The 24,545-nt window shown below is 59.8% G+C and carries 25 protein-coding genes; 17 read left to right on the top strand and 8 right to left on the bottom strand.

Going from position 1 to position 24,545, the window contains the following annotated elements:
• The 3 genes from DBR24_RS13900 to DBR24_RS13890 form a co-directional block, all read left to right on the top strand.
• Window positions 1-273: gluconate 2-dehydrogenase subunit 3 family protein (locus DBR24_RS13900; protein WP_146189039.1), on the top strand; the 273-nt coding region annotated here is incomplete at its 5' end.
• 2 nt (window positions 274-275) lie between these two features.
• On the top strand, window positions 276-2,060 hold the full coding sequence (locus DBR24_RS13895; RefSeq protein WP_123470249.1) for a GMC family oxidoreductase: 1,785 nt from the start codon (window positions 276-278) through the stop codon (window positions 2,058-2,060).
• 12 nt (window positions 2,061-2,072) lie between these two features.
• Window positions 2,073-3,374 (top strand): cytochrome c, encoded by a 1,302-nt coding sequence (locus DBR24_RS13890; protein ID WP_128615051.1) that lies wholly within the window; start codon window positions 2,073-2,075, stop codon window positions 3,372-3,374.
• A 59-nt stretch (window positions 3,375-3,433) separates the two neighbouring features.
• Here DBR24_RS13890 and DBR24_RS13885 read toward each other — a convergent pair whose 3' ends face one another.
• Window positions 3,434-3,709 (bottom strand): hypothetical protein, encoded by a 276-nt coding sequence (locus tag DBR24_RS13885; RefSeq protein WP_123470245.1) that lies wholly within the window; start codon window positions 3,707-3,709, stop codon window positions 3,434-3,436.
• Window positions 3,710-3,943: 234 nt separating this feature from the next.
• Here DBR24_RS13885 and DBR24_RS13880 point away from each other — a divergent pair, with 234 nt between their 5' ends.
• Entirely contained in the window at window positions 3,944-4,489 is a 546-nt protein-coding gene (locus DBR24_RS13880; protein ID WP_128615050.1) for a hypothetical protein, read from the top strand.
• A 103-nt stretch (window positions 4,490-4,592) separates the two neighbouring features.
• On the opposite strand, the gene DBR24_RS13875 is transcribed toward DBR24_RS13880, so the two are convergent.
• Window positions 4,593-4,895 carry a hypothetical protein gene (locus tag DBR24_RS13875; RefSeq protein WP_123470241.1) on the bottom strand — a complete coding sequence of 101 codons (303 nt, stop codon included), beginning with the start codon at window positions 4,893-4,895 and terminating at the stop codon, window positions 4,593-4,595.
• A gap of 244 nt (window positions 4,896-5,139) precedes the next feature.
• On the opposite strand from DBR24_RS13875, the gene DBR24_RS13870 reads away from it, so the two are divergent.
• Window positions 5,140-6,198 (top strand): PA0069 family radical SAM protein, encoded by a 1,059-nt coding sequence (locus DBR24_RS13870; RefSeq protein WP_128615049.1) that lies wholly within the window; start codon window positions 5,140-5,142, stop codon window positions 6,196-6,198.
• A gap of 117 nt (window positions 6,199-6,315) precedes the next feature.
• On the opposite strand, the gene DBR24_RS13865 is transcribed toward DBR24_RS13870, so the two are convergent.
• Window positions 6,316-6,627, bottom strand: a complete 312-nt coding sequence (locus DBR24_RS13865) for a hypothetical protein (protein ID WP_128615048.1) — start codon at window positions 6,625-6,627, stop codon at window positions 6,316-6,318.
• A gap of 498 nt (window positions 6,628-7,125) precedes the next feature.
• Between DBR24_RS13865 and DBR24_RS13860 the strand changes: the two genes are divergently transcribed.
• Entirely contained in the window at window positions 7,126-7,857 is a 732-nt protein-coding gene (locus tag DBR24_RS13860; RefSeq protein WP_123470235.1) for a carbonic anhydrase, read from the top strand.
• A 90-nt stretch (window positions 7,858-7,947) separates the two neighbouring features.
• Window positions 7,948-9,474, top strand: coding sequence for a SulP family inorganic anion transporter (locus tag DBR24_RS13855; RefSeq protein ID WP_128615047.1), 1,527 nt, complete (start codon window positions 7,948-7,950; stop codon window positions 9,472-9,474).
• Window positions 9,475-9,604: 130 nt separating this feature from the next.
• Here DBR24_RS13855 and DBR24_RS13850 read toward each other — a convergent pair whose 3' ends face one another.
• Window positions 9,605-10,237 carry a hypothetical protein gene (locus DBR24_RS13850; RefSeq protein WP_128615046.1) on the bottom strand — a complete coding sequence of 211 codons (633 nt, stop codon included), beginning with the start codon at window positions 10,235-10,237 and terminating at the stop codon, window positions 9,605-9,607.
• 370 nt (window positions 10,238-10,607) lie between these two features.
• Between DBR24_RS13850 and coxB the strand changes: the two genes are divergently transcribed.
• The 4 genes from coxB to DBR24_RS13830 all read left to right on the top strand — a co-directional run bounded on the left by coxB (window position 10,608) and on the right by DBR24_RS13830 (window position 14,983).
• Window positions 10,608-11,735 (top strand): cytochrome c oxidase subunit II, encoded by a 1,128-nt coding sequence (coxB, locus tag DBR24_RS13845; RefSeq protein ID WP_128615045.1) that lies wholly within the window; start codon window positions 10,608-10,610, stop codon window positions 11,733-11,735.
• Between the two features lie 82 nt (window positions 11,736-11,817).
• Window positions 11,818-13,404: a cytochrome c oxidase subunit I gene (gene ctaD, locus DBR24_RS13840; protein WP_128615044.1), complete on the top strand. Its 1,587-nt coding sequence runs from the start codon at window positions 11,818-11,820 to the stop codon at window positions 13,402-13,404.
• A gap of 114 nt (window positions 13,405-13,518) precedes the next feature.
• Entirely contained in the window at window positions 13,519-14,070 is a 552-nt protein-coding gene (locus DBR24_RS13835) for a cytochrome c oxidase assembly protein (RefSeq protein WP_128615043.1), read from the top strand.
• A gap of 25 nt (window positions 14,071-14,095) precedes the next feature.
• Window positions 14,096-14,983, top strand: a complete 888-nt coding sequence (locus DBR24_RS13830) for a cytochrome c oxidase subunit 3 (protein WP_128615042.1) — start codon at window positions 14,096-14,098, stop codon at window positions 14,981-14,983.
• A gap of 62 nt (window positions 14,984-15,045) precedes the next feature.
• Here the strand turns inward: DBR24_RS13830 and DBR24_RS13825 are convergent, their stop codons facing one another.
• The gene (locus DBR24_RS13825) at window positions 15,046-15,249 is read right to left on the bottom strand and encodes a twin transmembrane helix small protein (protein WP_123470223.1); all 204 of its coding nucleotides are present in this window, start codon (window positions 15,247-15,249) and stop codon (window positions 15,046-15,048) included.
• A gap of 70 nt (window positions 15,250-15,319) precedes the next feature.
• Between DBR24_RS13825 and DBR24_RS13820 the strand changes: the two genes are divergently transcribed.
• Genes DBR24_RS13820 through DBR24_RS13800 form a run of 5 tightly spaced genes read left to right on the top strand, consistent with a single transcriptional unit; the run spans window position 15,320 to window position 19,228 of the window.
• Window positions 15,320-16,060 carry an SURF1 family protein gene (locus DBR24_RS13820; RefSeq protein WP_128615041.1) on the top strand — a complete coding sequence of 247 codons (741 nt, stop codon included), beginning with the start codon at window positions 15,320-15,322 and terminating at the stop codon, window positions 16,058-16,060.
• A complete protein-coding gene (locus DBR24_RS13815; protein ID WP_128615040.1) occupies window positions 16,026-16,619 on the top strand; it encodes a hypothetical protein in 594 nt (197 codons plus the stop codon). Before DBR24_RS13820 ends, DBR24_RS13815 begins: the two co-directional genes overlap by 35 nt.
• A 10-nt stretch (window positions 16,620-16,629) precedes the next feature.
• Entirely contained in the window at window positions 16,630-17,709 is a 1,080-nt protein-coding gene (locus DBR24_RS13810; protein WP_128615039.1) for a heme A synthase, read from the top strand.
• Entirely contained in the window at window positions 17,697-18,596 is a 900-nt protein-coding gene (cyoE, locus tag DBR24_RS13805; protein WP_123470215.1) for a heme o synthase, read from the top strand. The genes DBR24_RS13810 and cyoE overlap by 13 nt, the downstream gene beginning before the upstream one ends.
• Complete coding sequence (locus DBR24_RS13800) at window positions 18,593-19,228, top strand: SCO family protein (protein ID WP_102355457.1); 636 nt, start codon at window positions 18,593-18,595, stop codon at window positions 19,226-19,228. The genes cyoE and DBR24_RS13800 overlap by 4 nt, the downstream gene beginning before the upstream one ends.
• Before the next feature lie 261 nt (window positions 19,229-19,489).
• On the opposite strand, the gene DBR24_RS13795 is transcribed toward DBR24_RS13800, so the two are convergent.
• The 3 genes from DBR24_RS13795 to DBR24_RS13785 all read right to left on the bottom strand — a co-directional run bounded on the left by DBR24_RS13795 (window position 19,490) and on the right by DBR24_RS13785 (window position 22,066).
• A complete protein-coding gene (locus DBR24_RS13795) occupies window positions 19,490-20,263 on the bottom strand; it encodes a MetQ/NlpA family ABC transporter substrate-binding protein (protein WP_128615038.1) in 774 nt (257 codons plus the stop codon).
• Between the two features lie 79 nt (window positions 20,264-20,342).
• Complete coding sequence (locus DBR24_RS13790; protein ID WP_177490549.1) at window positions 20,343-21,053, bottom strand: methionine ABC transporter permease; 711 nt, start codon at window positions 21,051-21,053, stop codon at window positions 20,343-20,345.
• A gap of 5 nt (window positions 21,054-21,058) precedes the next feature.
• Window positions 21,059-22,066 carry a methionine ABC transporter ATP-binding protein gene (locus tag DBR24_RS13785; protein ID WP_123470209.1) on the bottom strand — a complete coding sequence of 336 codons (1,008 nt, stop codon included), beginning with the start codon at window positions 22,064-22,066 and terminating at the stop codon, window positions 21,059-21,061.
• A gap of 261 nt (window positions 22,067-22,327) precedes the next feature.
• On the opposite strand from DBR24_RS13785, the gene katE reads away from it, so the two are divergent.
• Window positions 22,328-24,469 carry a catalase HPII gene (gene katE / locus DBR24_RS13780; protein WP_128615037.1) on the top strand — a complete coding sequence of 714 codons (2,142 nt, stop codon included), beginning with the start codon at window positions 22,328-22,330 and terminating at the stop codon, window positions 24,467-24,469.
• Window positions 24,470-24,545 lie beyond the last annotated feature (76 nt).

The following is a 24,545-nucleotide window of genomic DNA, read 5'->3' as shown; positions in this document are numbered from 1 at the left end:
GAGCAAGACAGCGCTACCCGAGACGACTTGCTCAAGCAACTCGAAGCCGGCAAGCCGCAGTTCGATGCGGTTCCGGCGAAGATTTTCTTCAGTCTGCTGCTGCAAAACACCAAGGAAGGGTTCTTCTGCGACCCGATCCACGGCGGCAATAAAGGCATGGTCGGCTGGACCATGATCGGCTTCCCCGGCGCCCGCGCCGATTTCATGGATTGGGTGGAACGCAACGAGCAATACCCCTTCCCGGCAGTTTCGATTCGCGGCGAGAGGGCCTAAGCATGGCAACCGTAATGAAGAAGGTCGACGCAGTGATCGTCGGTTTTGGCTGGACCGGCGCGATCATGGCCAAGGAGCTGACCGAAGCGGGGCTCAATGTGCTGGCGCTGGAGCGCGGGCCGATGCAGGACACCTACCCCGACGGCAACTATCCGCAGGTGATCGACGAACTCACCTACAGCGTGCGCAAAAAACTCTTTCAGGACATCTCCAAAGAGACGGTCACCATCCGCCACAGCGTCAACGACATCGCCCTGCCCAACCGCCAGCTCGGCGCGTTCCTGCCGGGTAATGGCGTCGGGGGCGCCGGTCTGCACTGGTCGGGCGTGCATTTTCGCGTCGATCCGATCGAGCTGCGCATGCGCAGCCACTACGAAGAGCGCTACGGCAAAAACTTTATCCCCAAGGACATGACCATCCAGGACTTCGGCGTCAGCTATGAAGAGCTGGAGCCGTTCTTCGATTTCGCCGAAAAAGTCTTCGGCACCTCCGGCCAGGCCTGGACCGTGAAGGGCCAACTGGTCGGTCAGGGCAAGGGCGGCAACCCTTATGCGCCGGATCGCTCCAATCCGTTCCCGCTGCAAGCGCAGAAAAACACGGTGTCCGCACAGCTGTTCGGCAAAGCGGCGACAGAGGTCGGTTACAAACCCTACAACCTGCCGTCGGCGAATACTTCAGGGCCGTACACCAATCCCTACGGCGCACAGATGGGGCCGTGCAACTTCTGCGGTTTCTGCAGCGGTTATGTTTGCTACATGTATTCCAAGGCCTCGCCGAACGTGAACATTCTGCCGGCGCTAAAGCCGTTGCCGAATTTCGAACTGCGGCCTAACTCACATGTGCTGCGGGTCAACCTCGACAGCACCAAGTCCAAGGCCACCGGCGTGACTTACATCGACGGCCAGGGCCGCGAGATCGAGCAACCGGCGGATCTGGTGATCCTCGGCGCCTTCCAGCTGCACAACGTGCGCCTGATGCTGCTGTCGGGCATCGGCAAGCCTTACGACCCGATCAGCGGCGAAGGCGTGGTCGGGCGCAACTTCGCCTACCAGAACATGGCGACCATCAAGGCGTTCTTCGACAAGGACACCCACACCAACAACTTCATCGGTGCCGGCGGCAACGGCGTGGCGCTGGATGACTTCAACGCCGACAACTTCGACCACGGGCCGCACGGCTTCGTCGGCGGCTCGCCGATGTGGGTCAACCAGGCCGGCAGCCGGCCGATTGCCGGTACTTCGAACCCGCCGGGCACACCGGCCTGGGGCAGCGCGTGGAAACGTGCGACCGCCGATTACTACACCCACCAGGTGTCGATGGACGCCCACGGCGCGCATCAGTCCTACCGCGGCAACTACCTCGATCTGGATCCGGTGTACCGCGATGCCTACGGCTTGCCGCTGCTGCGGATGACCTTCGACTGGCAGGAAAACGACATCAAGATGAACCGCTTCATGGTCGAGAAAATGGGCAAGGTCGCCCAAGCCATGGGCCCGAAAGCCATCGCGGTGATCGGCAAACAGGTCGGTGATCACTTCAACACCGCGGCTTACCAGACCACCCACCTCAACGGCGGCGCAATCATGGGCACCGATCCGAAGAAGAGCGCCCTGAACCGCTACTTGCAGAGCTGGGATGTGCACAACGTATTTGTGCCGGGCGCCTCGGCATTCCCGCAGGGGCTGGGCTACAACCCGACCGGACTGGTGGCGGCGTTGACCTACTGGTCGGCGAAGGCGATCCGCGAGCAGTACCTGAAAAACCCCGGCCCGCTGGTTCAGGCATAAGGAGCGATGACCATGAACAATCTCGTTATCGCCACCCTGGCCCTGCTCGGCAGCGCTGCTGTACACGCCGCCGACGTCGATCAAGCGTTGATCAAACAAGGCGAATACCTCGCCCGCGCCGGTGACTGCGTGGCCTGCCATACCGCCAAGGGCGGCAAGCCGTTCGCTGGTGGCCTGCCGATGGAAACCCCGATCGGCACGATTTACTCGACCAACATCACCCCCGACCAAACCGGCGTCGGTGATTACAGCTTCGAGGACTTCGACAAGGCCGTGCGCCATGGTGTCGCGAAAAACGGCAGTACGTTGTACCCGGCCATGCCGTATCCGTCCTACGCCCGCGTCAGTGAAGGCGACATGCAGGCGTTGTACGCCTACTTCATGCACGGCGTCGAACCGGTCGCGCAGGAAAACAAGGCCAGCGACATTCCATGGCCGCTGAGCATGCGCTGGCCGTTGATGGGCTGGCGCTGGATGTTTGCGCCGAAAGTCGAGGACTACAAGGCAACCTCGGACGATCCAGTCATCGACCGTGGCGCCTATCTGGTCGAAGGCCTCGGCCATTGCGGCGCCTGCCATACGCCACGGGCCCTGACCATGCAGGAAAAATCCCTGAGCGCCACCGACGGCAAAAACTTCCTCGCCGGCAGTGCGCCGCTGGAAGGCTGGATCGCCAAGAACCTGCGCGGCGATCACAAGGACGGTCTCGGCAGCTGGAGCGAAGCGCAACTGGTGCAGTTCCTCAAGACCGGACGCAGCGACCGCAGCGCGGTGTTCGGCGGCATGAGCGACGTGGTGACCCACAGCATGCAATACATGACCGACGCCGACCTGACCGCGATCGCCCGCTACCTCAAGTCGTTGCCGGCCAATGATCCTGCCGATCAGCCGCACCAGTACGACGAAAAAGCCGCCAAGGCTCTATGGAACGGTGACGACAGCCAACGCGGCGCAGCGGTGTACATCGACAACTGCGCGGCCTGCCACCGTACCGACGGCCATGGCTATACCCGGGTGTTCCCGGCGCTGGCCGGCAATCCGGTGCTGCAATCGGAAGACCCGACGTCACTGATCCACATCGTGCTCAAGGGCGGCACCCTGCCGGCCACCCACTCGGCGCCGTCGACCTTCACCATGCCGGGTTTCGCCTGGCGCTTGTCGGATCAGGAAGTAGCCGATGTGGTGAGTTTTATTCGCGGCAGTTGGGGTAACAAGGGCGCGCCGGTCAAGGCTGACGATGTCGCGAGCCTGCGCAAGAACGATATGCAGACGACTTCCAAGGATGATTTGGGGCAAGTCACCACGCATAACTAACGGCTGCGATTGATACGCCGCTGGCACGGTGCGACTTTTCGTGCGGTGTCAGCGGCCGATCAACGCTTGGACTGAAAGCCTTTGAACTGCGCAAATGCATCGGCCAGCTGCAGGTAAAGCTTCTCGTCGTATTTGTCGATGTCGCCATCGCCGTCAGCATCGACGGCGTCTTCGGAGATCACGTCATAACGACCATTGGCCTGCGACGACGAAGCATAGAGCGAATAGTCGTAATCCATCATCTCGGTCGCGTCTTCATCGTAGTGATAAAACGCGATTTCCGGACTTTCATCTCGGTCCATATCCGAGATTTCCAGCAGTATTCTGATAGCCATGAATAAAATCCCTCAGACTTGAATCCGTGCTTGAGATTAGAGTTGGGGATAATTCCAGTCTACTGTCAGAGTTGACAGGGTGTATAACCACTCCGTCAGTCACGTTGTTCCATCCGTGCTGTAAATGCATACACCTGTCAAGTCTGACAGTAGACGCTCGCATTTACGTTACCTAATGTGCAAAGGGACATAGATTCAGGTCCTTAATATTGCGCTGGCAGGGAGCACACAGACATGAGCTACTCACTGTTATATGAGTTCAGAGACACGGATGGGAATGGCACAGCTGAAGCGGTCATTTCCCGATACAACAATGGTGATGCTGTTAATTCATTGCCCGACATCGTCGTCACAGCGTACGCCAATATCGCCAACGGGAAATATGACACGGTAAGTGGAGTCGACGACGTTGAGGGTGACGGCGACACTGATGAGGATGACGACTCCTATTACACCCTGGCAGGCGACCTCGCCTCTGCGATTGTCGGCTTGAGCACCGTCGGCGCGGGACGTCTTTACAGTTGCATGCTTATCTCATTTGCAGACAACGCCTCAAAGGGCAAACTTGCCGACGTCAATATTGGCTTGTTTAATGTCGCAAACTCCGATTTGACTCGCCCGGATTCAGTCGTGACCGTCACGGGTTATGACAACGGATTGTATAAAAAAGTGATGGGGTCGACGGACGCTGACGGTGATAACGATATTGATCTGGACGATGAGTTTATTTTCAGAAAAATCGCGGGTTCCTTTGCATCAATGAGGGAATTTAATATTTGAAATAATCACTCACATGGTTGCTACCGTTTTGACCAATCACTGTCCGACAAAAACCTGCAGGCGTAAATCATGCAGGTTTTTTTTGCATTTGTCGCCCTGTGCGTTACGGATTAACGATACTCGCATAAGCCTTGGCCAATGCCACTAACTTGGCCTTGTCATCACTATCTATATCACCGTCGCCGTCTACATCTTTTTTGTCCGTGCGAATGGTGAAGGACTTGCCTTGATCGCTGGACACCGCGACCACGTAGATCGAATCGACCAGAGCTTCGGTCGACAACTCCTCCTCGGCATTCCAGCCCAGTTCCTTGCGGGCAAGTTGCATCGAAACAATGGTATTGGGTTCCGATTGGCTCGGCAGCAACATTTGTAGGAATACACCACGCTGATTAAGAAACGACATAAATTAAATCCTTTTAGAGTTCATATACAGGCATCAGTGCCGGTAAGTTTCGAAGGCTATAGTTGATAACTTTCCTTCACAACCAAACATATGTTTCGTGGGTTTTCTCTTGTTCCAGTTATTTATATGAACAACCCAGCACATGGCAGACCTGAACCGTGCCCGTATTCCTTGGCCGAACGGTACTGGATCGTTAAGGGCGTAACCTTGTACTGTATGCATGTACAGATTTGAGGTTCGCGCAATGATCAACCCTCTCCCCCCGCGCGGTCGCGGCACCGCGACCAATCCGCACAACCGCTTTGCGCCGAACCGTTCGGTGGCCGAGGATGACGGCTGGTATCAGGAAGTGCCCGAAACGCAGAACACCGAGGTGATGATCGAAACCGCGAAAACCATCATCACCCGCAACACCTCGCCGGACCTGCCCTTCGACCGCTCGATCAACCCCTACCGAGGCTGCGAGCATGGCTGCATCTATTGCTACGCGCGGCCCAGCCATGCCTATTGGGACATGTCGCCCGGGCTGGATTTCGAAACCAGGCTGATTGCCAAGACCAACGCCGCCCAAGTGCTGGAAGAACAGCTCGGGAAAAAAGGCTATCAATGCGCGCCGATCAACCTGGGCTCCAATACCGATCCGTATCAGCCGATCGAGCGCGAACACAAAATCACCCGCCAGACCCTCGAAGTGCTGCTGCGCTATCGGCATCCGGTGACCATCATCACCAAGGGTTCGCTGATCTTGCGCGACCTCGACCTGCTCACTGAACTGGCGCAGCAAAGGCTGGTGGCGGTGATGATCAGCCTGACCACACTGGACGACGAACTCAAACGCATCCTTGAACCCCGCGCCGCAGCGCCCAAGGCCCGGCTGCGGGCGATCCGGGTAATGCGCGACGCGCGGATTCCTGTGGGTGTGCTGTGTTCGCCAATGATTCCGATGATCAATGACAGTGAGATCGAAAGCCTGCTGACTGAGGCGCATGCGGCCGGCGCGCAGAGCGCTGCGTACATGATGCTGCGGCTGCCGCTGGAAGTGGCGCCGCTGTTCGAGGAGTGGTTGCAGGCGCACTACCCGCAGCGGGCGGCCCATGTGTTGAGCCTGATCCGCCAGAGCCGTGGCGGTGAGCTCTACGACAGCCGTTTTGGCGCACGCATGCGCGGCGAAGGGGTGTTCGCCGACCTGCTGGCGCAGCGCTTTGCCAAAACCATCAAGCGTCTAGGCATGAATCATCGCGAGGGCTACAACCTCGATTGCACAGCGTTCTGTCCGCCGGGACGCCAGATGTCGTTGATTTAGCAAATCCTTCGAGGTCGCAAACTCGCGTCTATCGAAGTCAGTAAGAAACGGGAACCCTTCGCAGAGCCTTTACGCGGGAACAAAGCCTGTATGAAGTCATACAGGCTTTGTTTTTATTCAAGGATTGATAATGGCGCTATAAGCCTTGGCCAGGGCGATTAACTTTGCCTGATCATGACGGTCGATATCACCATCGCCGTCTACATCTTTAAGCCCGCCAATTTTAAACGTTTTGCCTTTATCGGACGATATTGCACCCACGACCTTGGAATCAACAAGCATCTCGGATACCAGTCCGGTCGCTGGATCAGTCACTGCTTTCTTAGTTGAAAAGCGCATTTCCACTAGAATTTCGCTTCGAGGGACAGTTATTTCGACCCTCTCTAAAAAAACCCCTCGAACACTGTCTGGACGTGCAATTGATGTCATAAAAAATCCCTTTCAAGTTTGTTTGCCTAATGACTTCCATGGCTCTTCGGATAATACGCACCGCTGTCAAAGTGGCAATCCACTATATGTTGCATCAAGTATCGTAGTTTTAATCGGCAACTGTTCGCGCGTCCCAATCCCTGAGTACCCCTGACGCAGCAGCCAAGGTGAGGTGCCGGCGGCGAGCTCGCTGGCTCGAGGGCTTCGGGGTAAATCACACCGCCTTCTGTCCGCCGGGTCGCCAGATGTCGTTGATTTAGCGACAATTAGTCGATGGTTGATGGGTTGGAATCCTTCCGCCGGAACAGGCCAGTCACGTTTTTCGTGACCTGGAACACACGTTCTAGAGCGCTTGATTCAGTTTGAGTTAAGTTTCGGCGGCTACCTTATTCATCGAGTGACTGACGGGTCGGGATGACCCGGATGTTTTAAACAGCCACTGGCTTCATATCGGAATACACGGGAACGACTCCCCGAATCCGCCAAAGAGGATGAATCATGAGTGACAAGGATAAACAGCCTTTGGCTGCGTCGGCGCAAGCCGTCCCTGGGGCGGAATCCGCCGATGCAGCGCTGCGAACGATCGTTGACGGCTTTTTGCATTTTCATCATGAGGTCTTCCCGCAGCAGGAAGAACTCTTCAAGAAACTCGCCACGGCGCAATCGCCCCGGGCAATGTTCATCACCTGCGCCGACTCGCGCATCGTCCCTGAGCTGATCACCCAGAGCTCCCCGGGTGATCTGTTCGTGACCCGTAACGTCGGCAACGTCGTGCCGCCTTACGGCCAGATGAACGGCGGCGTTTCCACCGCAATCGAGTACGCGGTGCTGGCGCTGGGCGTGCAGCACATCATCATCTGCGGCCATTCCGATTGCGGCGCCATGCGTGCGGTGCTCAACCCGGACAGCCTGGAAAAAATGCCGACGGTCAAAGCCTGGCTGCGCCACGCCGAAGTCGCGAAAACCATGGTGCACGACAACTGTCACTGCGCCGACGAAAAAGAAAGCATGCCGATCCTCACCGAGGAAAACGTCATCGCCCAACTGCAGCACTTGCGTACCCATCCTTCGGTAGCCTCGCGCATGGCGAACGGTCATCTGTTCATCCATGGCTGGGTCTACAACATCGAAACCAGCGAAATCAAAGCTTACGACGCGGATCAGGGACGTTTCCTGCCGCTCGATGGCAGCCACCCGATTCCGGTGGCGACGCCCAAAGCGCGCTTCTAAATCTTCCTAAAAATCTGTGTGGTTTGACGCCGGCCGCTGTTTCAGCGGCCTGGCCTCGCCACGCCTGAAGAAAGCTTCGGGAGAATCACCATGCGTGCTGCTCAATTGAAAGCGGTTCTGCCACGGGAGCTGTTGGCTTCGGTGGTTGTGTTCCTGGTCGCCCTGCCGTTGTGCATGGGTATCGCAATTGCTTCCGGGTTGCCGCCGGCCAAAGGCCTGATCACCGGGATCATCGGCGGTCTGGTGGTGGGTTGGCTGGCGGGTTCGCCGTTGCAGGTCAGCGGGCCGGCGGCGGGTCTGGCGGTGCTGGTGTTCGAACTGGTGCGTCAGCACGGTATCGAGATGCTCGGGCCGATTCTGCTGCTCGCAGGTTTCCTGCAACTGGTGGCCGGTCGCCTGAAGCTCGGTTGCTGGTTCCGGGTCACGGCGCCAGCGGTGGTGTACGGCATGCTCGCCGGGATCGGGGTGTTGATCGTGCTCTCGCAGGTGCATGTGATGCTCGACGCCAAGCCGCAACCCTCCGGTCTGGATAACCTGACGGCCTTCCCCGGCGCGGTGGCGCAAGCCTTGCCGTCGTTTGGCTGGCAGGCCGGGTTACTCGGGCTGGCGACCATTGCGGTGATGTGGCTGTGGGAGAAATTCCGTCCGCACTCGCTGCGGTTTATTCCCGGCGCGTTGCTCGGCGTAGGTCTGGCCACGGGCGCCAGCCTGCTGCTGGCGTTGCCGGTGAAACGGGTCGAGGTGCCGGAGAATCTGGCCGAAGCCATCGACTGGCTGAAACCGGCGGACCTGCTCAGCCTGGCCGACCCGACGCTACTGATCGCGGCATTTGCCGTGGCGTTTATCGCCAGCGCCGAAACCCTGCTGTCTGCGGCAGCAGTAGACCGCATGCACAGTGGCGTACGTTCTGACTTTGACCGTGAGCTGTCAGCGCAAGGTGTCGGCAACATGCTCTGCGGGCTGGTCGGTGCGCTGCCGATGACCGGGGTGATTGTGCGCAGTTCGGCCAACGTCCAGGCCGGCGCGACCACCCGTTATTCGACGATCTTTCATGGTCTGTGGCTGCTGGGGTTCGTGTTGTTGCTGTCGAGCGTGCTGCAAAGCATTCCGGTGGCGAGTCTGGCCGGGGTGCTGGTCTACACCGGTTTCAAACTGGTCGACCTCAAGGCCTTTCGCGGTCTGGGCCGTTACGGGCGGATGCCGATGTTCACCTACGCCGCCACGGCGCTGGCGATCATCTTCACCGACCTGTTGACCGGGGTACTGATCGGTTTCGGTCTGACCCTGCTGAAACTGGCGTTCAAGGCTTCGCGCCTGAAGATCAGCCTGATCGACCTGCCGCAGGATGGCGAGATGGAGTTGCGCCTGGTGGGCGCGGCGACCTTTCTCAAGGTGCCAGCCTTGACCCAGGTGCTGGGCAGCATTCCCGAAGGTACGACGGTGCATGTACCGCTCAATAACCTGAGCTACATCGACCATTCGTGTCTGGAGTTGCTGGAAGAGTGGGGCCGGGCGAATGCGGCTAAGGGATCGAAGCTGTTGATCGAGTCGCGCGGGTTGAAGCGACGGCTTGAGGGGCGGGTTCGGACCAATACTGGTGTCGGCGCCGCCGGCTGAATCTCCAGGTTGAACTCAAACCCTGCAGGAGTGAGCCTGCTCGCGATGGCGATCGTTTCAATCAACATCTCTGTTGACTGACCCATCGCCATCGCGAGCAGGCTCACTCCGACATTGGATTGTGCGTGGCTTACGCGGCTGGCTGATCCAGTTCCAGGCCCACGCCCAGGCGGCGGCCCATGCATGGCCAGCGCTTCCACGCAGCACCGGTATCCGGGCTGCTCAGCTTGTCGCGGTAAGCTTCGACCGATTCCAGCGCAAAGCTCTCGTCGTCGAGCATTTCGTCGATGGTGTGATGCACCACTTCGTCCAGTTGATTGGCAAATTCCTCACCGAGCAATTGGTGAGCAATCAGATTGGCGACCGTCATGTCCAGGGGGATCAGTGGCTGGCCGAGGTGCTTGATGTACAGGTCGTTGACCTCTTCGACAAAGCGGTGTGCCAGATAGGCTTCGTCCAGCAGACTGTCCAGACCCACCGGCGGCTGGATAAAGTACTGCTCGGCGATTCTCAGCACCGGTTTGATCTGTGACTCGATTCCCGCTTCCCTGGCGACTTCATTGGCTGCATCCAGCATGTCTGGTACTTCGTCGATATAGGCGGTGACGAAGCTCGTCAACGCTTCTTCACGGTTAGCGTCCGGCAACTGGATGGCCGAATGCAGATGAGGCAACTTGGCTTCCAGCTGACGCTTGAGCCGTCCGGTTTGGTTTTCGGTTTGTCGGGCTTTTTGGATCTGCTCGCGCAATGCGGCGGTGTTCATGAAAACTCCAGGGTACAAGGCAATGAAATAGGGAAGACATAAGTTAGCTGGCTTACGAAAAATGCTAAGACGCATTTGTCATAATTATTTCATCCTTGATGCACCGGCGTTATATCGGTTCGCCACCACTCGTCTGCATCCTTCTCCATTCGTGCCCTCGAACGCAAGTACCCGCTGTTTCAGTTCATTTACGTCGGCACATTGCAAATTCCGCTCGCTGTCTATACTCGCCAGTGAATGGAGTTAGCTGATGACGCCCGACTGCACCCGCAGCAAGGCCCGGCGATTCAAGTTCGTAGTCTGATGCAGCCGCTCCCTTGCCGCAGGCGTTACGCCTCCGGGATAACAAGAACGATAAGGGGAACCCGCAATGATGCGACATCCACACGTCTGGATGGGCCTCCTGTTGTGGTCGATTTTCAGCCCGGCCCACGCGGCCTGGACTGTGAATATGGCGCCTGGAGCGACTGAAATCAGTCACGCAGTATTCGATCTGCACATGACCATTTTCTGGATCTGTGTGGTGATCGGAGTCATCGTCTTCGGCGCCATGTTCTGGTCGATGATGGTGCACCGCCGTTCAACCGGGCAGGTCGCCGCAAAATTCCACGAAAGTACCACCGTCGAAATTCTCTGGACCGTCGTGCCGCTGCTGATCCTGGTGGCAATGGCCGTTCCGGCAACCGCCACCCTGATCAAGATGTACGACACCAGTGAGCCGGATATTGATATCCAGATCACCGGTTATCAGTGGAAGTGGCACTACAAATACCTGGGCCAGGACGTCGAATTCTTCAGCAACCTGGCCACGCCCGCCGAGCAGATCCACAACAAGGAAGCCAAGGGCGAGCACTACTTGCTTGAAGTCGACAAGCCATTGGTGCTGCCGACCGGGGCCAAGGTGCGCTTCCTCGTGACCTCCGCCGACGTGATCCACTCCTGGTGGGTGCCGGCATTCGCGGTCAAGCGCGATGCGATCCCGGGGTTTGTCAACGAAGCCTGGACCCGGATCGACAAGCCCGGCCTCTACCGTGGCCAGTGCGCCGAACTGTGCGGCAAGGATCACGGCTTCATGCCGATCGTGGTCGAGGTCAAAGAGAAGGCCGACTACGAGAAGTGGCTCGCCGAGCGCAAAGCCGAGGCCGCGCAGCTCAAGGAGCTGACCAGCAAGGAATGGACCCTCGACGAACTTAAAGAGCGCGGCGACAAGGTCTATCACACCACCTGCGTGGCCTGTCACCAGGCCGAGGGCCAGGGCCTGCCGCCGATGTTCCCGGCGCTCAAGGGCTCGAAAATCGCCACCGGCCCGATCAAGGATCACCTGAGCATTGTCTTCCACGGCAAGCCCGGCACCGCGATGGCGGCGTTCGGCAAGCAGCTGTCGGAAGTCGATATCGCAGCGGTCGTGACCTACGAACGTAACGCCTGGGGCAACAACAAGGGCGACATGGTCACGCCAAAAGAAGTGCTGGAGCTGAAACAGGCGGAAAGCAAATGAACCGGTCTATCGCGTACGTCGTGAACCGGCCGGGGCAGCGCGCCCCGGCCCGCCCCACCCACTCACGTAAAGGAGACCGGCCATGAGCGCTGTCATTGATGACCACGGTCATGCCGACCACGCCCACGGCCCCGCCAAAGGCCTGATGCGCTGGGTGCTGACCACCAACCACAAGGACATCGGCACGCTGTACCTGTGGTTTGCGTTCCTGATGTTCCTGCTTGGCGGCTCGTTCGCCATGGTGATCCGCGCCGAGCTGTTCCAGCCCGGTTTGCAGATCGTCGAGCCGGCATTCTTCAACCAGATGACCACCATGCATGGTCTGGTGATGGTCTTCGGTGCGGTGATGCCGGCGTTCGTCGGCCTCGCCAACTGGATGATCCCGTTGATGATCGGCGCGCCGGACATGGCCCTGCCACGGATGAACAACTTCAGCTTCTGGCTGTTGCCGGCGGCGTTTCTGCTGCTGGTCTCGACCCTGTTCAGCCCCGGTGGCGGGCCGAACTTCGGCTGGACGTTCTACGCGCCACTGTCCACCACCTACGCGCCGGAAAGCGTGACGTTCTTCATCTTTGCCATCCACCTGATGGGGATCAGTTCGATCATGGGCGCGATCAACGTGATCGCCACCATCCTCAACCTGCGTGCCCCCGGCATGACCCTGATGAAAATGCCGCTGTTCGTCTGGACCTGGCTGATCACCGCGTTCCTGCTGATCGCGGTGATGCCGGTGCTGGCCGGGTGCGTGACGATGATGCTGATGGACATCCACTTCGGCACCAGTTTCTTCAGTGCCGCCGGTGGCGGTGACCCGGTGCTGTTCCAGCATGTGTTCTGGTTCTTCGGCCACCCCGAGGTGTACATCATGATCCTGCCGGCGTTCGGCGCCGTCAGCCAGATCATCCCGACCTTCTCGCGCAAGCCGCTGTTCGGCTACACCTCAATGGTCTATGCGACGGCGAGCATCGCGTTCCTGTCGTTCATCGTCTGGGCGCACCACATGTTCGTGGTCGGCATCCCGCTGGTGGGCGAGCTGTTCTTCATGTACGCAACCATGCTCATCGCCGTGCCGACCGGGGTGAAGGTGTTCAACTGGGCCAGCACCATGTGGCAGGGCTCGCTGACTTTCGAGACACCGATGCTGTTTGCCGTAGCGTTCGTGATCCTGTTCTCGATCGGCGGCTTTTCCGGGTTGATGCTGGCCATCGCCCCGGCGGACTTCCAGTACCAGGACACCTACTTCGTGGTCGCGCACTTCCACTACGTGCTGGTGCCCGGGGCGATCTTCGGGATCTTCGCCTCGGCCTATTACTGGCTGCCAAAGTGGACCGGGCACATGTACGACGAAACCCTTGGCAAGCTGCACTTCTGGCTGTCGTTCGTCGGCATGAACCTGACCTTCTTCCCGATGCACTTTGTGGGTCTGGCGGGGATGCCCCGGCGGATCCCGGACTACAACCTGCAGTTCGCCGACTTCAACATGGTCTCGTCGATCGGCGCGTTCATGTTCGGCGCCACGCAGATCTTCTTCCTGTTCATCGTGATCAAGACCATTCGCGGTGGCGTGCCAGCCCCGGCCAAACCGTGGGATGGTGCCGAAGGGCTGGAGTGGAGCGTGCCGTCGCCGGCGCCGTATCACACCTTCACCACGCCGCCGGAAGTGAAATGACTGTGGGAGCGAGCTTGCTCGCGAAGAACGATAACTCGGTTTCACTGAGAAACCGCAGCGCCTGCTTCGCGAGCAAGCTCGCTCCCACAGAGATTCAGGTGGAGGCTGAAAATCATGGCTGACTCGATCTCGCTGAAAAAACTCGTCACCCGGCTGCTAGGGGTCGTGGTGGCAATGTTTGTCTTCGGCTTTGCCCTGGTGCCGATCTACGACGTGATGTGCAAGGCCTTCGGCATCAATGGCAAGACCGCCGGGCAGTACGAAGGCGAGCAGGTCGTCGATACCTCACGCCAGGTGCGCGTGCAGTTCCTGTCGACCAACACCGCCGATATGCCATGGGACTTCTACCCCAAGCATGACGAACTCACCGCGAACCCAGGCGCGGTCAACGAGATGATTTTCATCGCGCGCAATCCCACCGACAAACCGATGAGTGCGCAAGCCGTGCCGAGCATTGCGCCCAGCGAGGCGGCGGCATATTTCCACAAGACCGAATGTTTTTGCTTTACCCAGCAGGTGCTGCAGCCCGGTCAGCAGATCGAGATGCCGGTGCGTTTCATCGTTGACCGCGACATGCCCAAGGACGTGAAGCACCTGACGCTGTCCTACACGCTGTTCGATATCACCGCCCGACATCCTCCGGTGGCTGTAAACACTGGCGGTTAAGCGTGCCCGATAAGGAGAACAATAAATGGCAACTCATGAGCACTATTACGTCCCGGCCCAGAGCAAGTGGCCGATCATCGCCACCTTCGGCATGGTCATCACCGTGTACGGCCTGGCGACCTGGTTCAACGATCTGAAGGCGGCACGCCCGGAATCCCACGGGCCGTACATCTTTTTCGTCGGCGGGCTGTTGCTGGCGTACATGCTGTTCGGCTGGTTCGGCGCGGTGATCAAAGAAAGTCGCGCCGGGCTGTACAGCTCGCAACTCGATCGCTCGTTCCGCTGGGGCATGAGCTGGTTCATCTTCTCCGAGGTGATGTTCTTCATCGCCTTCTTCGGCGCGCTGTTCTACGTGCGGCACATCTCCGGCCCGGCACTGGGGGGCGAAGGCCCGAAAGGCATCGCGCACATGCTCTGGCCGAACTTCCAGTTCACCTGGCCGCTGTTGCATACGCCGGACCCGAAACTGTTCCCGCCGCCCAAGGAAGTCATCAGCCCGTGGGGCCTGCCGCTGATCAACACAATTCTGCTGGTCAGCTCCAGCGTCACCATCACCATCGCCCACCATGCCTTGAAAAAGGGCCATCGCGGCGCGCTGAAAATCTGGTTGGCGATCACCGTGTTGCTGGGCTGCGCGTTCCTTGGCTTCCAGGCTGAGGAATACATGCACGCCTACCACGAACTGGGCCTGACCCTCGGCTCGGGCATTTATGGCGCCACGTTCTTCATGCTCACCGGGTTCCACGGTGCGCACGTGACCATCGGCACGATCATTCTGTTCGTGATGCTGATGCGCATCATGAAGGGCCATTTTGACAACGAGCACCAGTTTGGTTTCGAAGCGGCGAGCTGGTACTGGCACTTCGTCGACGTGGTGTGGATCGGCTTGTTCATCTTCGTTTATGTGCTTTGACAACAGCCGCAAGCGGCAAGCTTCAAGCTCCAAGCTTGCAGCTCAAAGCTAGAAGCTTGCAGCTACCACGTAACGTGGGACACCAGTTGGCCGCTGTAAAAGCCCCAGGCGATCAAGCCGACGGTGATGGCGGCCAATGCCACCCGAACACTCAAGGCGATGACCAGGCGATTCGAGCTGCTGTCGTCCTTGACCAGGAAAAACAGGCCGCTGAACAGGCTGATCACCGTGGCAATCAGCAGCACGACAATGGCTGCTTTGAGCATGGGAAGACTCCGGGGGACAGGCGATGCAGTTGAGTATAGCGATCGCGACGACTGACTTTGTGGCGCGGCCATGAAGCGCTTTCACCCGGGAGTGATACCGACCGTGGTGGTGGCGCTGTTGCTGCCGCTGCTGGTGTCGCTGGGCTTCTGGCAACTGGGCCGGGGTGCGGAGAAAACCGCCCTGCTCGCCAGTTACGCCGAACGCCGCGCCGCCGCGCCGATGGCCAGCAGCGAATTGCTGCACAGCACCGACCCGGCCTATCGCCGGGTGCATCTTTACGGCCAGTTCGATGGTGGCCACAGCCTGCTACTCGACAACCGTCAGCGCAACGGCAAGGTCGGCATCGAGCTGCTGCAACCGTTTCAGGACCGCGCCACGGGTCTTTGGCTACTGGTCAATCGTGGCTGGCTGCCGTGGCCGGATCGCCGCGTAACCCCGCAATTCACCACCCCGGCCGAGGCACTGAGTCTCGATGCCTGGGTCTATGTCGCCCCCGGCGCGACCTTCCAGTTGCACGCCGACCCGGCCAGCAGCACCTGGCCGCAAACCATCACCGCCGTCGAGCCAGCCAGGCTGTGGAAAACCCTCGACCGCGACGGTTTCGCCTACGAACTGCGCGCCGAACCCGGCCCTGCCAGCTATGAGGCCGACTGGCCGGTGGTCGCCATGGGCCCGGAAAAACACCTCGGTTACGCCGTGCAATGGTTTGCCATGGCCACCGCCCTGCTCGGTCTCTACATCTACCTTGGATTGCACAACGCAAAGGAGAAACACCATGGGAACGGCCATGAATCCACCCAGCATGTCTGAGGCAAAAACCCCGGCCAGCCGTCGTCGTGGACGGGTCCAGCTGCTGCTGATTCTGCTCGGCGTGGTCGGCCCGATGATCCTCGCCACCGGCATGTACAAATTGCAGTTCTGGGTGCCGGAAGGGCGCAGCTACCACGGCGAACTGATCGGCAACGGCCAGTCCCGCGCCGACCTCGGTGTGCAGGCCGATGAACAGCGCTGGCAGATGCTGGTGACCGCACCCAGGGACTGCGCGGTCGATTGCCAGCAACTGGTGTACCTCGCCCGGCAGATCCAGATCGGCCTCGGCCGCGATGCCGGACGCGCCAGCCACGCCCTCGCCGCCGCGCAACCGCTGGGCGCCGACTATGAAGCCAAGCTGAGCCGCGAATACCCACAGTTGCAACGCTACCCGCTGGACGCCGCCACCTTCAGCAAGACCACCGGCGACAAGGCCACGCCGCAGCTGTGGATCATCGACCCGCACGGCAACCTCGTGCTGCGCTACGACCCGAGTGTGAAGGGCAAGGACTTGCTCAACGACCTGCGCCACCTGCTGAAACTGTCGAACATCGGATAAGGGCATCGTCATGGCCAAACCTGGATTTCGCCTCGCGCTGTTTGCCACCCTGCTGGCACTGATCGTCGTGCTGCTCGGCGCCTACACCCGCCTGACCCACGCCGGCCTCGGCTGTCCGGACTGGCCGGGCTGTTACGGTTTTATCAGCGTGCCGAAAAGCGAAGCCCAGCTGGCCCATGCCGAACTGCATTACCCCGACTCGCCGGTGGAGGCGCACAAAGGGTGGAACGAGATGATCCACCGCTACTTCGCCGGGACCCTCGGCCTGCTGATTTCGATTCTGGCCGGACGCGCCTGGGTCAATCGCCGGCATCCGGGACAGCCGCTGAAGCTGCCGTTGTTTCTGCTGGCGGTGGTGTTCGCCCAGGCAGCGTTCGGCATGTGGACGGTGACGCTCAAACTCTGGCCGCAAGTGGTCACCGGGCATTTGCTCGGCGGTTTTGCGACATTGAGCCTGCTGTTCCTGCTGACCTTGAGACTCTCCGGCGTGCTGCCGGCGCTGACCGTGCCCAGGCGTTTGCAGTATTGGGCGACGGCGGGACTGTTGCTGGTGATCGGCCAGATCGCGCTGGGCGGCTGGGTCAGTTCCAACTACGCGGCGGTGGCCTGCATCGACTTTCCGACCTGCCACGGTCAATGGCTGCCGCCGGCGGACTTTGCCAACGGCTTTCACCTGACCCAGCACATCGGCCCGAATTACCTCGGCGGCCAACTCGACAGCGATGCGCGCACGGCAATCCACCTGACCCACCGCATCGGCGCGTTGCTGGTGACGCTGGTGCTGCTCGGGCTGGCCTGGCAACTCAGAGCCGTCGGCATGACCCGGCTCGCCGGGCTGGTGCTGGTCGCCCTCGGCGCACAAATAACCCTCGGCATCAGCAACGTGCTGTTCCATCTGCCGCTGCCGGTGGCGGTCGCGCACAACGCCGGCGGTGCGGCGCTGTTGCTGACGATGGTGCTGGTCAATTACCACGCACGGACCAGTCTGGTCCGGCTCAAACAGCCGGTGCTCGCACGCTGGCGCCTCAGCCCGCGTAAACACGTGGCGGCGCCCATCACCATTAAAGGAGAAACGCCATGGCGCTTCTGATCGGCGAACGTCCCGCGCAAGCGCTGTGGCGTGACTATCTGGAGCTGACCAAACCGAAAGTGGTGGTGCTGATGCTCATCACCTCTCTGGTCGGCATGTTCCTCGCGACCCGTGCCGGGGTGCCGTGGACCGTGCTGGTGTTCGGTAACCTCGGGATCGCCCTGTGTGCCGGCGGTGCGGCGGCGGTCAACCATGTGGTGGACCGGCGCATCGACGCGGTGATGGCGCGCACCCACAAGCGGCCATTGGCTGAAGGCCGGGTATCGCCGGCTGCGGCACTGACCTTTGCCTTGGTCCTGGCGCTGCTCGGCCAGGCCTTGTTGCTGACCTTCACCAACCCGCTGACTGCCTGGCTGACCCTCGCCTCTCTGCTCGGCTACGCGGTGATCTACACCGGTTTCCTCAAGCGCGCGACGCCGCAGAACATCGTCATCGGCGGCCTCGCCGGCGCCGCCCCGCCACTGCTTGGCTGGACCGCCGCCACCGGTCATGTCAGCGCCGAACCGTTGCTGCTGGTGCTGATCATCTTCGCCTGGACCCCGCCGCACTTCTGGGCGCTGGCAATCCATCGTAAAGAGGAATACGCCAAGGCCGACATCCCGATGCTGCCGGTGACCCACGGCGAGCATTACACCAAAGTGCACATTCTGCTCTACACCTTTGCGCTGCTGGCGGTGAGTCTGCTGCCGTACGTGATCCACATGAGCGGCGTGCTGTATCTGCTGTGCGCCCTCGCGCTGGGCGCAAGGTTTCTGCAATGGGCCGTGGTGCTGTACCGTGGCACTCGGCCGCACGCGGCGATCAACACCTTCAAGTACTCTATTTATTACTTGTTCCTGTTGTTCATCGCCCTGCTCGTAGACCACTACTTACTGTTGAACTTATGACTCGAACCCAGAAAACCGTCTTCATCCTCGTCGCCGTGATCGCGCTGATCCTGGGACTTACCGTCAACAAAGTGCTGAGTGGCAAGGGCCAGGGCGACCCCACTGCGCTGATCGATGCCGGCATCATCCTGCTGCCGCAGAGCCGCACCTTGCCGGGCGTGACCATGACCAATCAGGATGGCCAACCGGTCGCCATCGACGAGTTGAAAGGCAAGTGGAGCCTGCTGTTCTTCGGCTACACCTTCTGCCCGGACATCTGCCCGACCACCCTCGCCCAACTGCGCCAGATCAAGAGCGAGTTGCCCAAAGACGCTGTGGACAAGTTGCAGATCGTACTGGTCAGCGTTGACCCGAACCGCGATAACCCGCAGCAGTTGAAGCAGTACCTGGGCTACTTCGATCCGCAGTTCATCGGCCTGACGCCGAAGTCGATCGAAGAGCTGCAGAAGGTCGCCAATGCGGTGAGCATTCCGTTTATTCCGGCCGATACCAGCAAGCCCAACTACACCGTGGATCACAGCGGCAACCTGGCGGTGATCGGGCCGGACGGGACGCAGCGCGGGTTTATTCGGGCGCCGTTGAACAACGCCAAACTGGTCGCGCAGTTGCCGGTGATGCTCAACCGCAAATAAACGCTGGAGAGCGAAAAACCCCTCACCCTAACCCTCTCCCGGAGGGAGAGGGAACTGACCGAGGTGTTTGTTCGAGTTGCGCCGACCTGCAATTGTGAGTCGAACTCAGGCTCGAAGAGCTTGAAGATCGGCCCCCTCTCCCTCTGGGCGGTCCGACGTTTCGGGAGGGCTGGGGTGAGGGGAAGCTTCACAGCAGGTCCAAAGCCAGACACAAAAAAGGGGACGCTCATAGCGTCCCCTTTTTCGTTGCAGCAATCTAAATCAGAACGCCGGCAATACCGCGCCTTTGTACTTCTCGGTAATGAACTTCTTCACTTCCGGGCTGTGCAGGGCAGCCGCCAGTTTCTGCATCGCGTCGCTGTCTTTGTTGTCCGCACGGGACACCAGGATGTTCACGTAAGGCGAGTCGTTGCCTTCGATCACCAGCGCATCCTTGGATGGATCGAGCTTGGCTTCCAGCGCGTAGTTGGTGTTGATCAGCGCCAGATCGACCTGGGTCAGCACGCGCGGGATGGTCGCGGCTTCCAGTTCACGGATCTTCAGGTCTTTCGGGTTCTCGGCGATGTCTTTGACAGTCGACAGAATGTTCTTCGAATCCTTCAGCTTGATCACGCCCGCCTTGTCCAGCAGCAACAGCGCACGGCCGCCGTTGGTGGCGTCGTTCGGGATTACCACGTTGGCGCCGCTTGGCAGTTCATCGAGCTTCTTGTACTTGTTCGAGTACGCACCCAATGGCTCCAGGTGCACGCCGGTCACAGCGACCAGGCTGGTGCCCTTGGCCTTGTTGAACTCGTCGAGGTACGGCTGGTGCTGGAAGAAGTTAGCGTCCAGACGCTTTTCGGCGACCTGTACGTTGGGCTGAATGTAGTCGGTGAACACCTTGACCTTCAGCTCCACGCCTTCTTTGGCCAGCGCCGGTTTCACGAACTCGAGGATTTCCGCGTGCGGCACCGGGGTGGCGGCAACGGTCAGGGTTTCTGCAGCGTGGGCCGAAAAAGCGGCTACGGCAGCGAAAGCAGCGATCAGTTTTTTCATTCAGCTAACTCCTTTTCAAAGCGCCCGTGTGGCGCCTGCCAGCGAATGGCCGGCTCATCTCTTGATTTACAAAAACCGGTTATTTGCGCGAAAAATGCACGACCAGTCGATCACCGACCATTTGCAGCACTTGCACCAGAATCAGCAGCAACACGACGGTGACGATCATCACGTCAGTCTGGAAACGCTGGTAGCCGAAACGGATCGCCAGGTCACCCAGACCACCAGCACCGACCACACCGGCCATCGCCGTGTAGGACACCAGTGTAATCGCCGTCACCGTAATCGCCGCGAAAATGCCCGGACGGGCCTCTGGCAGCAAGGCGTTCATGATGATCTGCCGGGTGGTCGCGCCCATCGACTGGGTGGCTTCGATGATGCCGCGATCGACTTCACGCAGTGCGGTTTCCACCAGACGCGCGAAGAACGGGGTCGCCCCCACCACCAACGGCGGAATCGCCCCGGCCACGCCCAGCGAGGTGCCGGTGATCATCACGGTGAACGGGATCATCACGATCAACAGAATGATGAACGGCAGCGAGCGCAGGATGTTCACCGCCAGCGACATGATCGCGTAGACCACCCGGTTTTCCAGCAACTGCCGCGGGCTGCAGAGAAACAGCAGCACACCCAGCGGCAGGCCGAGCAGAACGGTGAACAACAGCGAACCACCGAGCATCATCATGGTGTCGTTGGTGGCCAGGCCGATTTCCAGCCAGTCGATGTTCTGGAAGAACAGCTTGATGGCTTCAACTGCGGCGTCGTAATTCTTGATTGCAGCGTCGTACATTTCCATTAACGCAGCACCTCCATGTGAACGTCAGCGGCGGCGAAACGGGCGAAGGCCGCTTCCATGTCGCCACCGGTGACGGCGAGGGTCAATTGCCCGTAAGGAATGTCTTTGATGCGGTCGATGCGACCGGCGAGGATGCTGTAGTCGACCCCGGTTTCCCGGGCGACGGTACCGAGCAACGGCGCGTAAGTCGCTTCGCCCTGGAAGGTCAGGCGGACGATACGGCCCGGCACGTGAGCGAAGTCATCACGCTGCTCGTTTTCGTCGATCTGCTCGCTTTCCTGCACAAAACGCTTGGTGGTCGGGTGCTGCGGATGCAGGAACACATCGGCCACCGAGCCTTGCTCGACGATCACGCCAGCGTCCATTACCGCCACTTGGTCGCAGACGCGACGGATCACGTCCATCTCATGAGTGATCAGGACGATGGTCAGTTTCAGTTCGCGGTTGATCTCGGCCAGCAGTTGCAGGACCGACGCGGTGGTCTGCGGGTCAAGGGCGCTGGTGGCCTCGTCGCACAGCAGAATCTTCGGTTTGGTCGCCAGGGCGCGGGCGATGCCGACGCGCTGTTTCTGGCCGCCGGACAATTGCGCCGGGTACTTCTTGGCGTGATCGGACAGGCCGACCCGCGCCAGCAACTCGGCGACGCGCTGATTGATCTCGCTGGTCGACAGTTCGCCGGCCAGGGTCAGCGGCAGCGCGACGTTGTCGGCCACGGTCTTGGAGGCGAGCAGGTTGAAGTGCTGGAAGATCATCCCGACTTGCTGGCGGAAACGGCGCAGGCCGTTGGCGTCCAGCGCGGTGACTTCTTCGCCGTCGACGAAAATCTTGCCGCCGCTGGAGTCTTCCAGGCGATTGATCAGACGCAGCAGGGTACTTTTTCCCGCACCGGAATGGCCGATCAGGCCGAACACCTGACCGTTTTCAATCGCAAGACTGGTCGGGTGCAGGGCGGGAATGTCCTTACCGGCGACGCGGTAAGTTTTGTGGACGTTTTGAAACTCGATCACGTAGCGAACCTTGTGGGGCGCGTTAGAAAAGGATCAGCGGTTAGCCGGGCGCGCATTTTAGCCTGTCCGTATAGAGGTTCTTAGCATTTATTTCGCAATTAACCTTCGATTTGGCAATAACAAGATCAAAGGTCATAAAAAAGGAACGCCCAAAACCCTTGTCAGTCATTAGGTAAGCGACTTGAAAACCCTGGGTACCGTGCCCGGGAACCACTCAAGAGTCCCCGCCCTTATCGGGGTCAATCGAGGAGTTTACGTCTGATGAGCAGCAAGAAACCTACGACCGACAAAAGCCAGATGGCCGGAACCGATACCAAGGATCGCGCCAACACCAACGCCAAACTCGACAGCCTGGAGACCTTTCGTTCCGACGCCACCGGCCAGGCCCTGCGCACCAACCAGGGGGTGAAGGTCGCCGACAACCAGAACACCCTGAAGGCCGGCCCGCGCGGGCCGTCGCTGCTGGAAGACTTCATCATGCGTGAGAAAATCACGCACTTTGACCATGAGCGAATCCCGGAGCGTATCGTCCACGCCCGCGGTACCGGCGCGCATGGTTTCTTTCAGGCCTACGAGAACCATTCGACACTGACCAAGGCCGGTTTCCTGCAGGATCCGGGGAAAAAGACCCCGGTGTTCGTGCGTTTTTCCACCGTACAGGGGCCACGCGGCTCCGGCGATACCGTGCGTGACGTGCGTGGTTTCGCGGTGAAGTTCTTCACCGACGAAGGCAACTTCGACCTGGTCGGCAACAACATGCCGGTGTTTTTCATTCAGGACGCAATCAAGTTCCCCGACTTCGTCCACGCGGTGAAACCCGAGCCGCACAATGAAATCCCCACCGGTGGCTCGGCTCACGACACGTTCTGGGACTTCGTATCCCTGGTGCCGGAATCGGCGCACATGGTCATCTGGGCGATGTCCGACCGGGCGATCCCGAAAAGCCTGCGCAGCATGCAGGGCTTTGGCGTGCACACCTTCCGCCTGGTCAACGCCGAGGGCAAATCGCGCTTCGTCAAATTCCACTGGCGCCCTACCGCCGGCACCTGCTCACTGGTGTGGGACGAGGCGCAGAAACTCGCCGGTAAAGACACCGACTACCACCGTCGCGACCTCTGGGAAGCCATCGAGATGGGCGATTACCCGGAATGGGAGCTGGGTGTGCAGATCATCGAGGAGGAAAACGAGCACGACTTTGATTTCGACATCCTCGACCCGACCAAACTGATCCCCGAAGAAATCGTGCCGATCACCCCGCTGGGCAAGATGACCCTCAACCGTAACCCGGACAACTTCTTTGCCGAGACCGAGCAGGTCGCGTTTTGCCCAGGCCACATCGTGCCCGGCATCGACTTCTCCAACGATCCGCTGCTGCAAGGTCGACTGTTTTCCTACACCGACACGCAAATCAGCCGACTCGGCGGGCCGAATTTTCATGAGCTGCCGATCAACCGCCCGGTGGCACCGTTCCACAACGGTCAGCGCGACGCGCAGCACCGCACGGTGATCGACAAGGGTCGTGCATCCTACGAACCAAACTCGATTGATGGCGGCTGGCCGAAAGAAACCCCGCCGGCGGCGCAGGACGGTGGCTTCGAGAGCTACCCGGAACGCATCGACGCGAACAAGATCCGCCAGCGCAGCGAATCGTTCAGCGACCACTTCTCCCAGGCGCGGCTGTTCTTCAACAGCATGAGTGAGCACGAGAAGGAACACATCATCGCCGCCTACAGCTTCGAACTGGGCAAGGTCGAGCGGGAGTTCATCCGCGCGCGGCAAGTGAACGAGATTCTCGCCAACATCGACCTGGAACTGGCTAAACGCGTCGCGGCCAATCTGGGCCTGCCGGCGCCGGGCAAAGGCACGGTCGAAGTGCGCAAAACTTCGTTCGATCATTCGCCGGCGCTGAGCCAGGCCAATCTGCTGCCAGAAAACATCAAGACCCGCAAAGTGGCGATTCTTGCCGCCAACGGCGTCGATGGTGCGGCGATTGATGCGATGAAGAAGGCCTTGGCGGCTGAAGGTGCACACGCCAAATTGCTCGGTCCGACCTCGGCCCCGGTGAAGACTGCCGACGGCAAAACCCTGGCGGTGGATGCATCAATGGAAGGCATGCCTTCGGTGATCTTCGATGCGGTGTTCGTGCCGGGTGGCGCGGCGTCAATCAAGGCGTTGAGCGGCGATGGCGTGGCGTTGCATTACCTGCTGGAGGCGTACAAGCATCTGAAGGCGATTGCGCTGCACGGCGAGGCCGAACAGTTGCAGGATCTGCTGAAGCTGGAAGCGGATGCAGGGTTGCTGCAGGGCAAGGATGTGAAAGCGTTGACCCAACCGTTCTTTGCCGCGATCGGGCAGCATCGGGTTTGGGCGCGGGAGCCTAAGGCGAAGGCCATTCCGGCTTAAAAGCTTCGTTGGCTGAAAGGACGCTTTCGCGAGCAAGCTCGCTCCCACAAGGGATCTCTGGTGAACACAGATTTTG

The organism is Pseudomonas sp. HMWF006, assembly GCF_003061205.1.
In the GTDB taxonomy this organism is placed as follows: domain Bacteria; phylum Pseudomonadota; class Gammaproteobacteria; order Pseudomonadales; family Pseudomonadaceae; genus Aquipseudomonas; species Aquipseudomonas monsensis.
This window is presented reverse-complemented; position numbering and strand designations above follow the sequence as displayed.

Bases quoted from the DNA above. Each gene is read 5' to 3' on its own strand.
- DBR24_RS13825 (WP_123470223.1), bottom strand. From the start codon at position 15,249: ATGCTCAAAGCAGCCATTGTCGTGCTGCTGATTGCCACGGTGATCAGC.
- DBR24_RS13880 (WP_128615050.1), top strand. From the start codon at position 3,944: ATGAGCTACTCACTGTTATATGAGTTCAGAGACACGGATGGGAATGGC.
- DBR24_RS13820 (WP_128615041.1), top strand. From the start codon at position 15,320: ATGAAGCGCTTTCACCCGGGAGTGATACCGACCGTGGTGGTGGCGCTG.
- DBR24_RS13875 (WP_123470241.1), bottom strand. From the start codon at position 4,895: ATGTCGTTTCTTAATCAGCGTGGTGTATTCCTACAAATGTTGCTGCCG.
- DBR24_RS13865 (WP_128615048.1), bottom strand. From the start codon at position 6,627: ATGACATCAATTGCACGTCCAGACAGTGTTCGAGGGGTTTTTTTAGAG.
- coxB (WP_128615045.1), top strand. From the start codon at position 10,608: ATGATGCGACATCCACACGTCTGGATGGGCCTCCTGTTGTGGTCGATT.
- DBR24_RS13800 (WP_102355457.1), top strand. From the start codon at position 18,593: ATGACTCGAACCCAGAAAACCGTCTTCATCCTCGTCGCCGTGATCGCG.
- DBR24_RS13795 (WP_128615038.1), bottom strand. From the start codon at position 20,263: ATGAAAAAACTGATCGCTGCTTTCGCTGCCGTAGCCGCTTTTTCGGCC.
- DBR24_RS13835 (WP_128615043.1), top strand. From the start codon at position 13,519: ATGGCTGACTCGATCTCGCTGAAAAAACTCGTCACCCGGCTGCTAGGG.
- cyoE (WP_123470215.1), top strand. From the start codon at position 17,697: ATGGCGCTTCTGATCGGCGAACGTCCCGCGCAAGCGCTGTGGCGTGAC.
- DBR24_RS13850 (WP_128615046.1), bottom strand. From the start codon at position 10,237: ATGAACACCGCCGCATTGCGCGAGCAGATCCAAAAAGCCCGACAAACC.
- DBR24_RS13890 (WP_128615051.1), top strand. From the start codon at position 2,073: ATGAACAATCTCGTTATCGCCACCCTGGCCCTGCTCGGCAGCGCTGCT.
- DBR24_RS13860 (WP_123470235.1), top strand. From the start codon at position 7,126: ATGAGTGACAAGGATAAACAGCCTTTGGCTGCGTCGGCGCAAGCCGTC.
- DBR24_RS13810 (WP_128615039.1), top strand. From the start codon at position 16,630: ATGGCCAAACCTGGATTTCGCCTCGCGCTGTTTGCCACCCTGCTGGCA.
- katE (WP_128615037.1), top strand. From the start codon at position 22,328: ATGAGCAGCAAGAAACCTACGACCGACAAAAGCCAGATGGCCGGAACC.
- DBR24_RS13790 (WP_177490549.1), bottom strand. From the start codon at position 21,053: ATGTACGACGCTGCAATCAAGAATTACGACGCCGCAGTTGAAGCCATC.
- ctaD (WP_128615044.1), top strand. From the start codon at position 11,818: ATGAGCGCTGTCATTGATGACCACGGTCATGCCGACCACGCCCACGGC.
- DBR24_RS13895 (WP_123470249.1), top strand. From the start codon at position 276: ATGGCAACCGTAATGAAGAAGGTCGACGCAGTGATCGTCGGTTTTGGC.
- DBR24_RS13815 (WP_128615040.1), top strand. From the start codon at position 16,026: ATGGGAACGGCCATGAATCCACCCAGCATGTCTGAGGCAAAAACCCCG.
- DBR24_RS13830 (WP_128615042.1), top strand. From the start codon at position 14,096: ATGGCAACTCATGAGCACTATTACGTCCCGGCCCAGAGCAAGTGGCCG.
- DBR24_RS13870 (WP_128615049.1), top strand. From the start codon at position 5,140: ATGATCAACCCTCTCCCCCCGCGCGGTCGCGGCACCGCGACCAATCCG.
- DBR24_RS13855 (WP_128615047.1), top strand. From the start codon at position 7,948: ATGCGTGCTGCTCAATTGAAAGCGGTTCTGCCACGGGAGCTGTTGGCT.
- DBR24_RS13885 (WP_123470245.1), bottom strand. From the start codon at position 3,709: ATGGCTATCAGAATACTGCTGGAAATCTCGGATATGGACCGAGATGAA.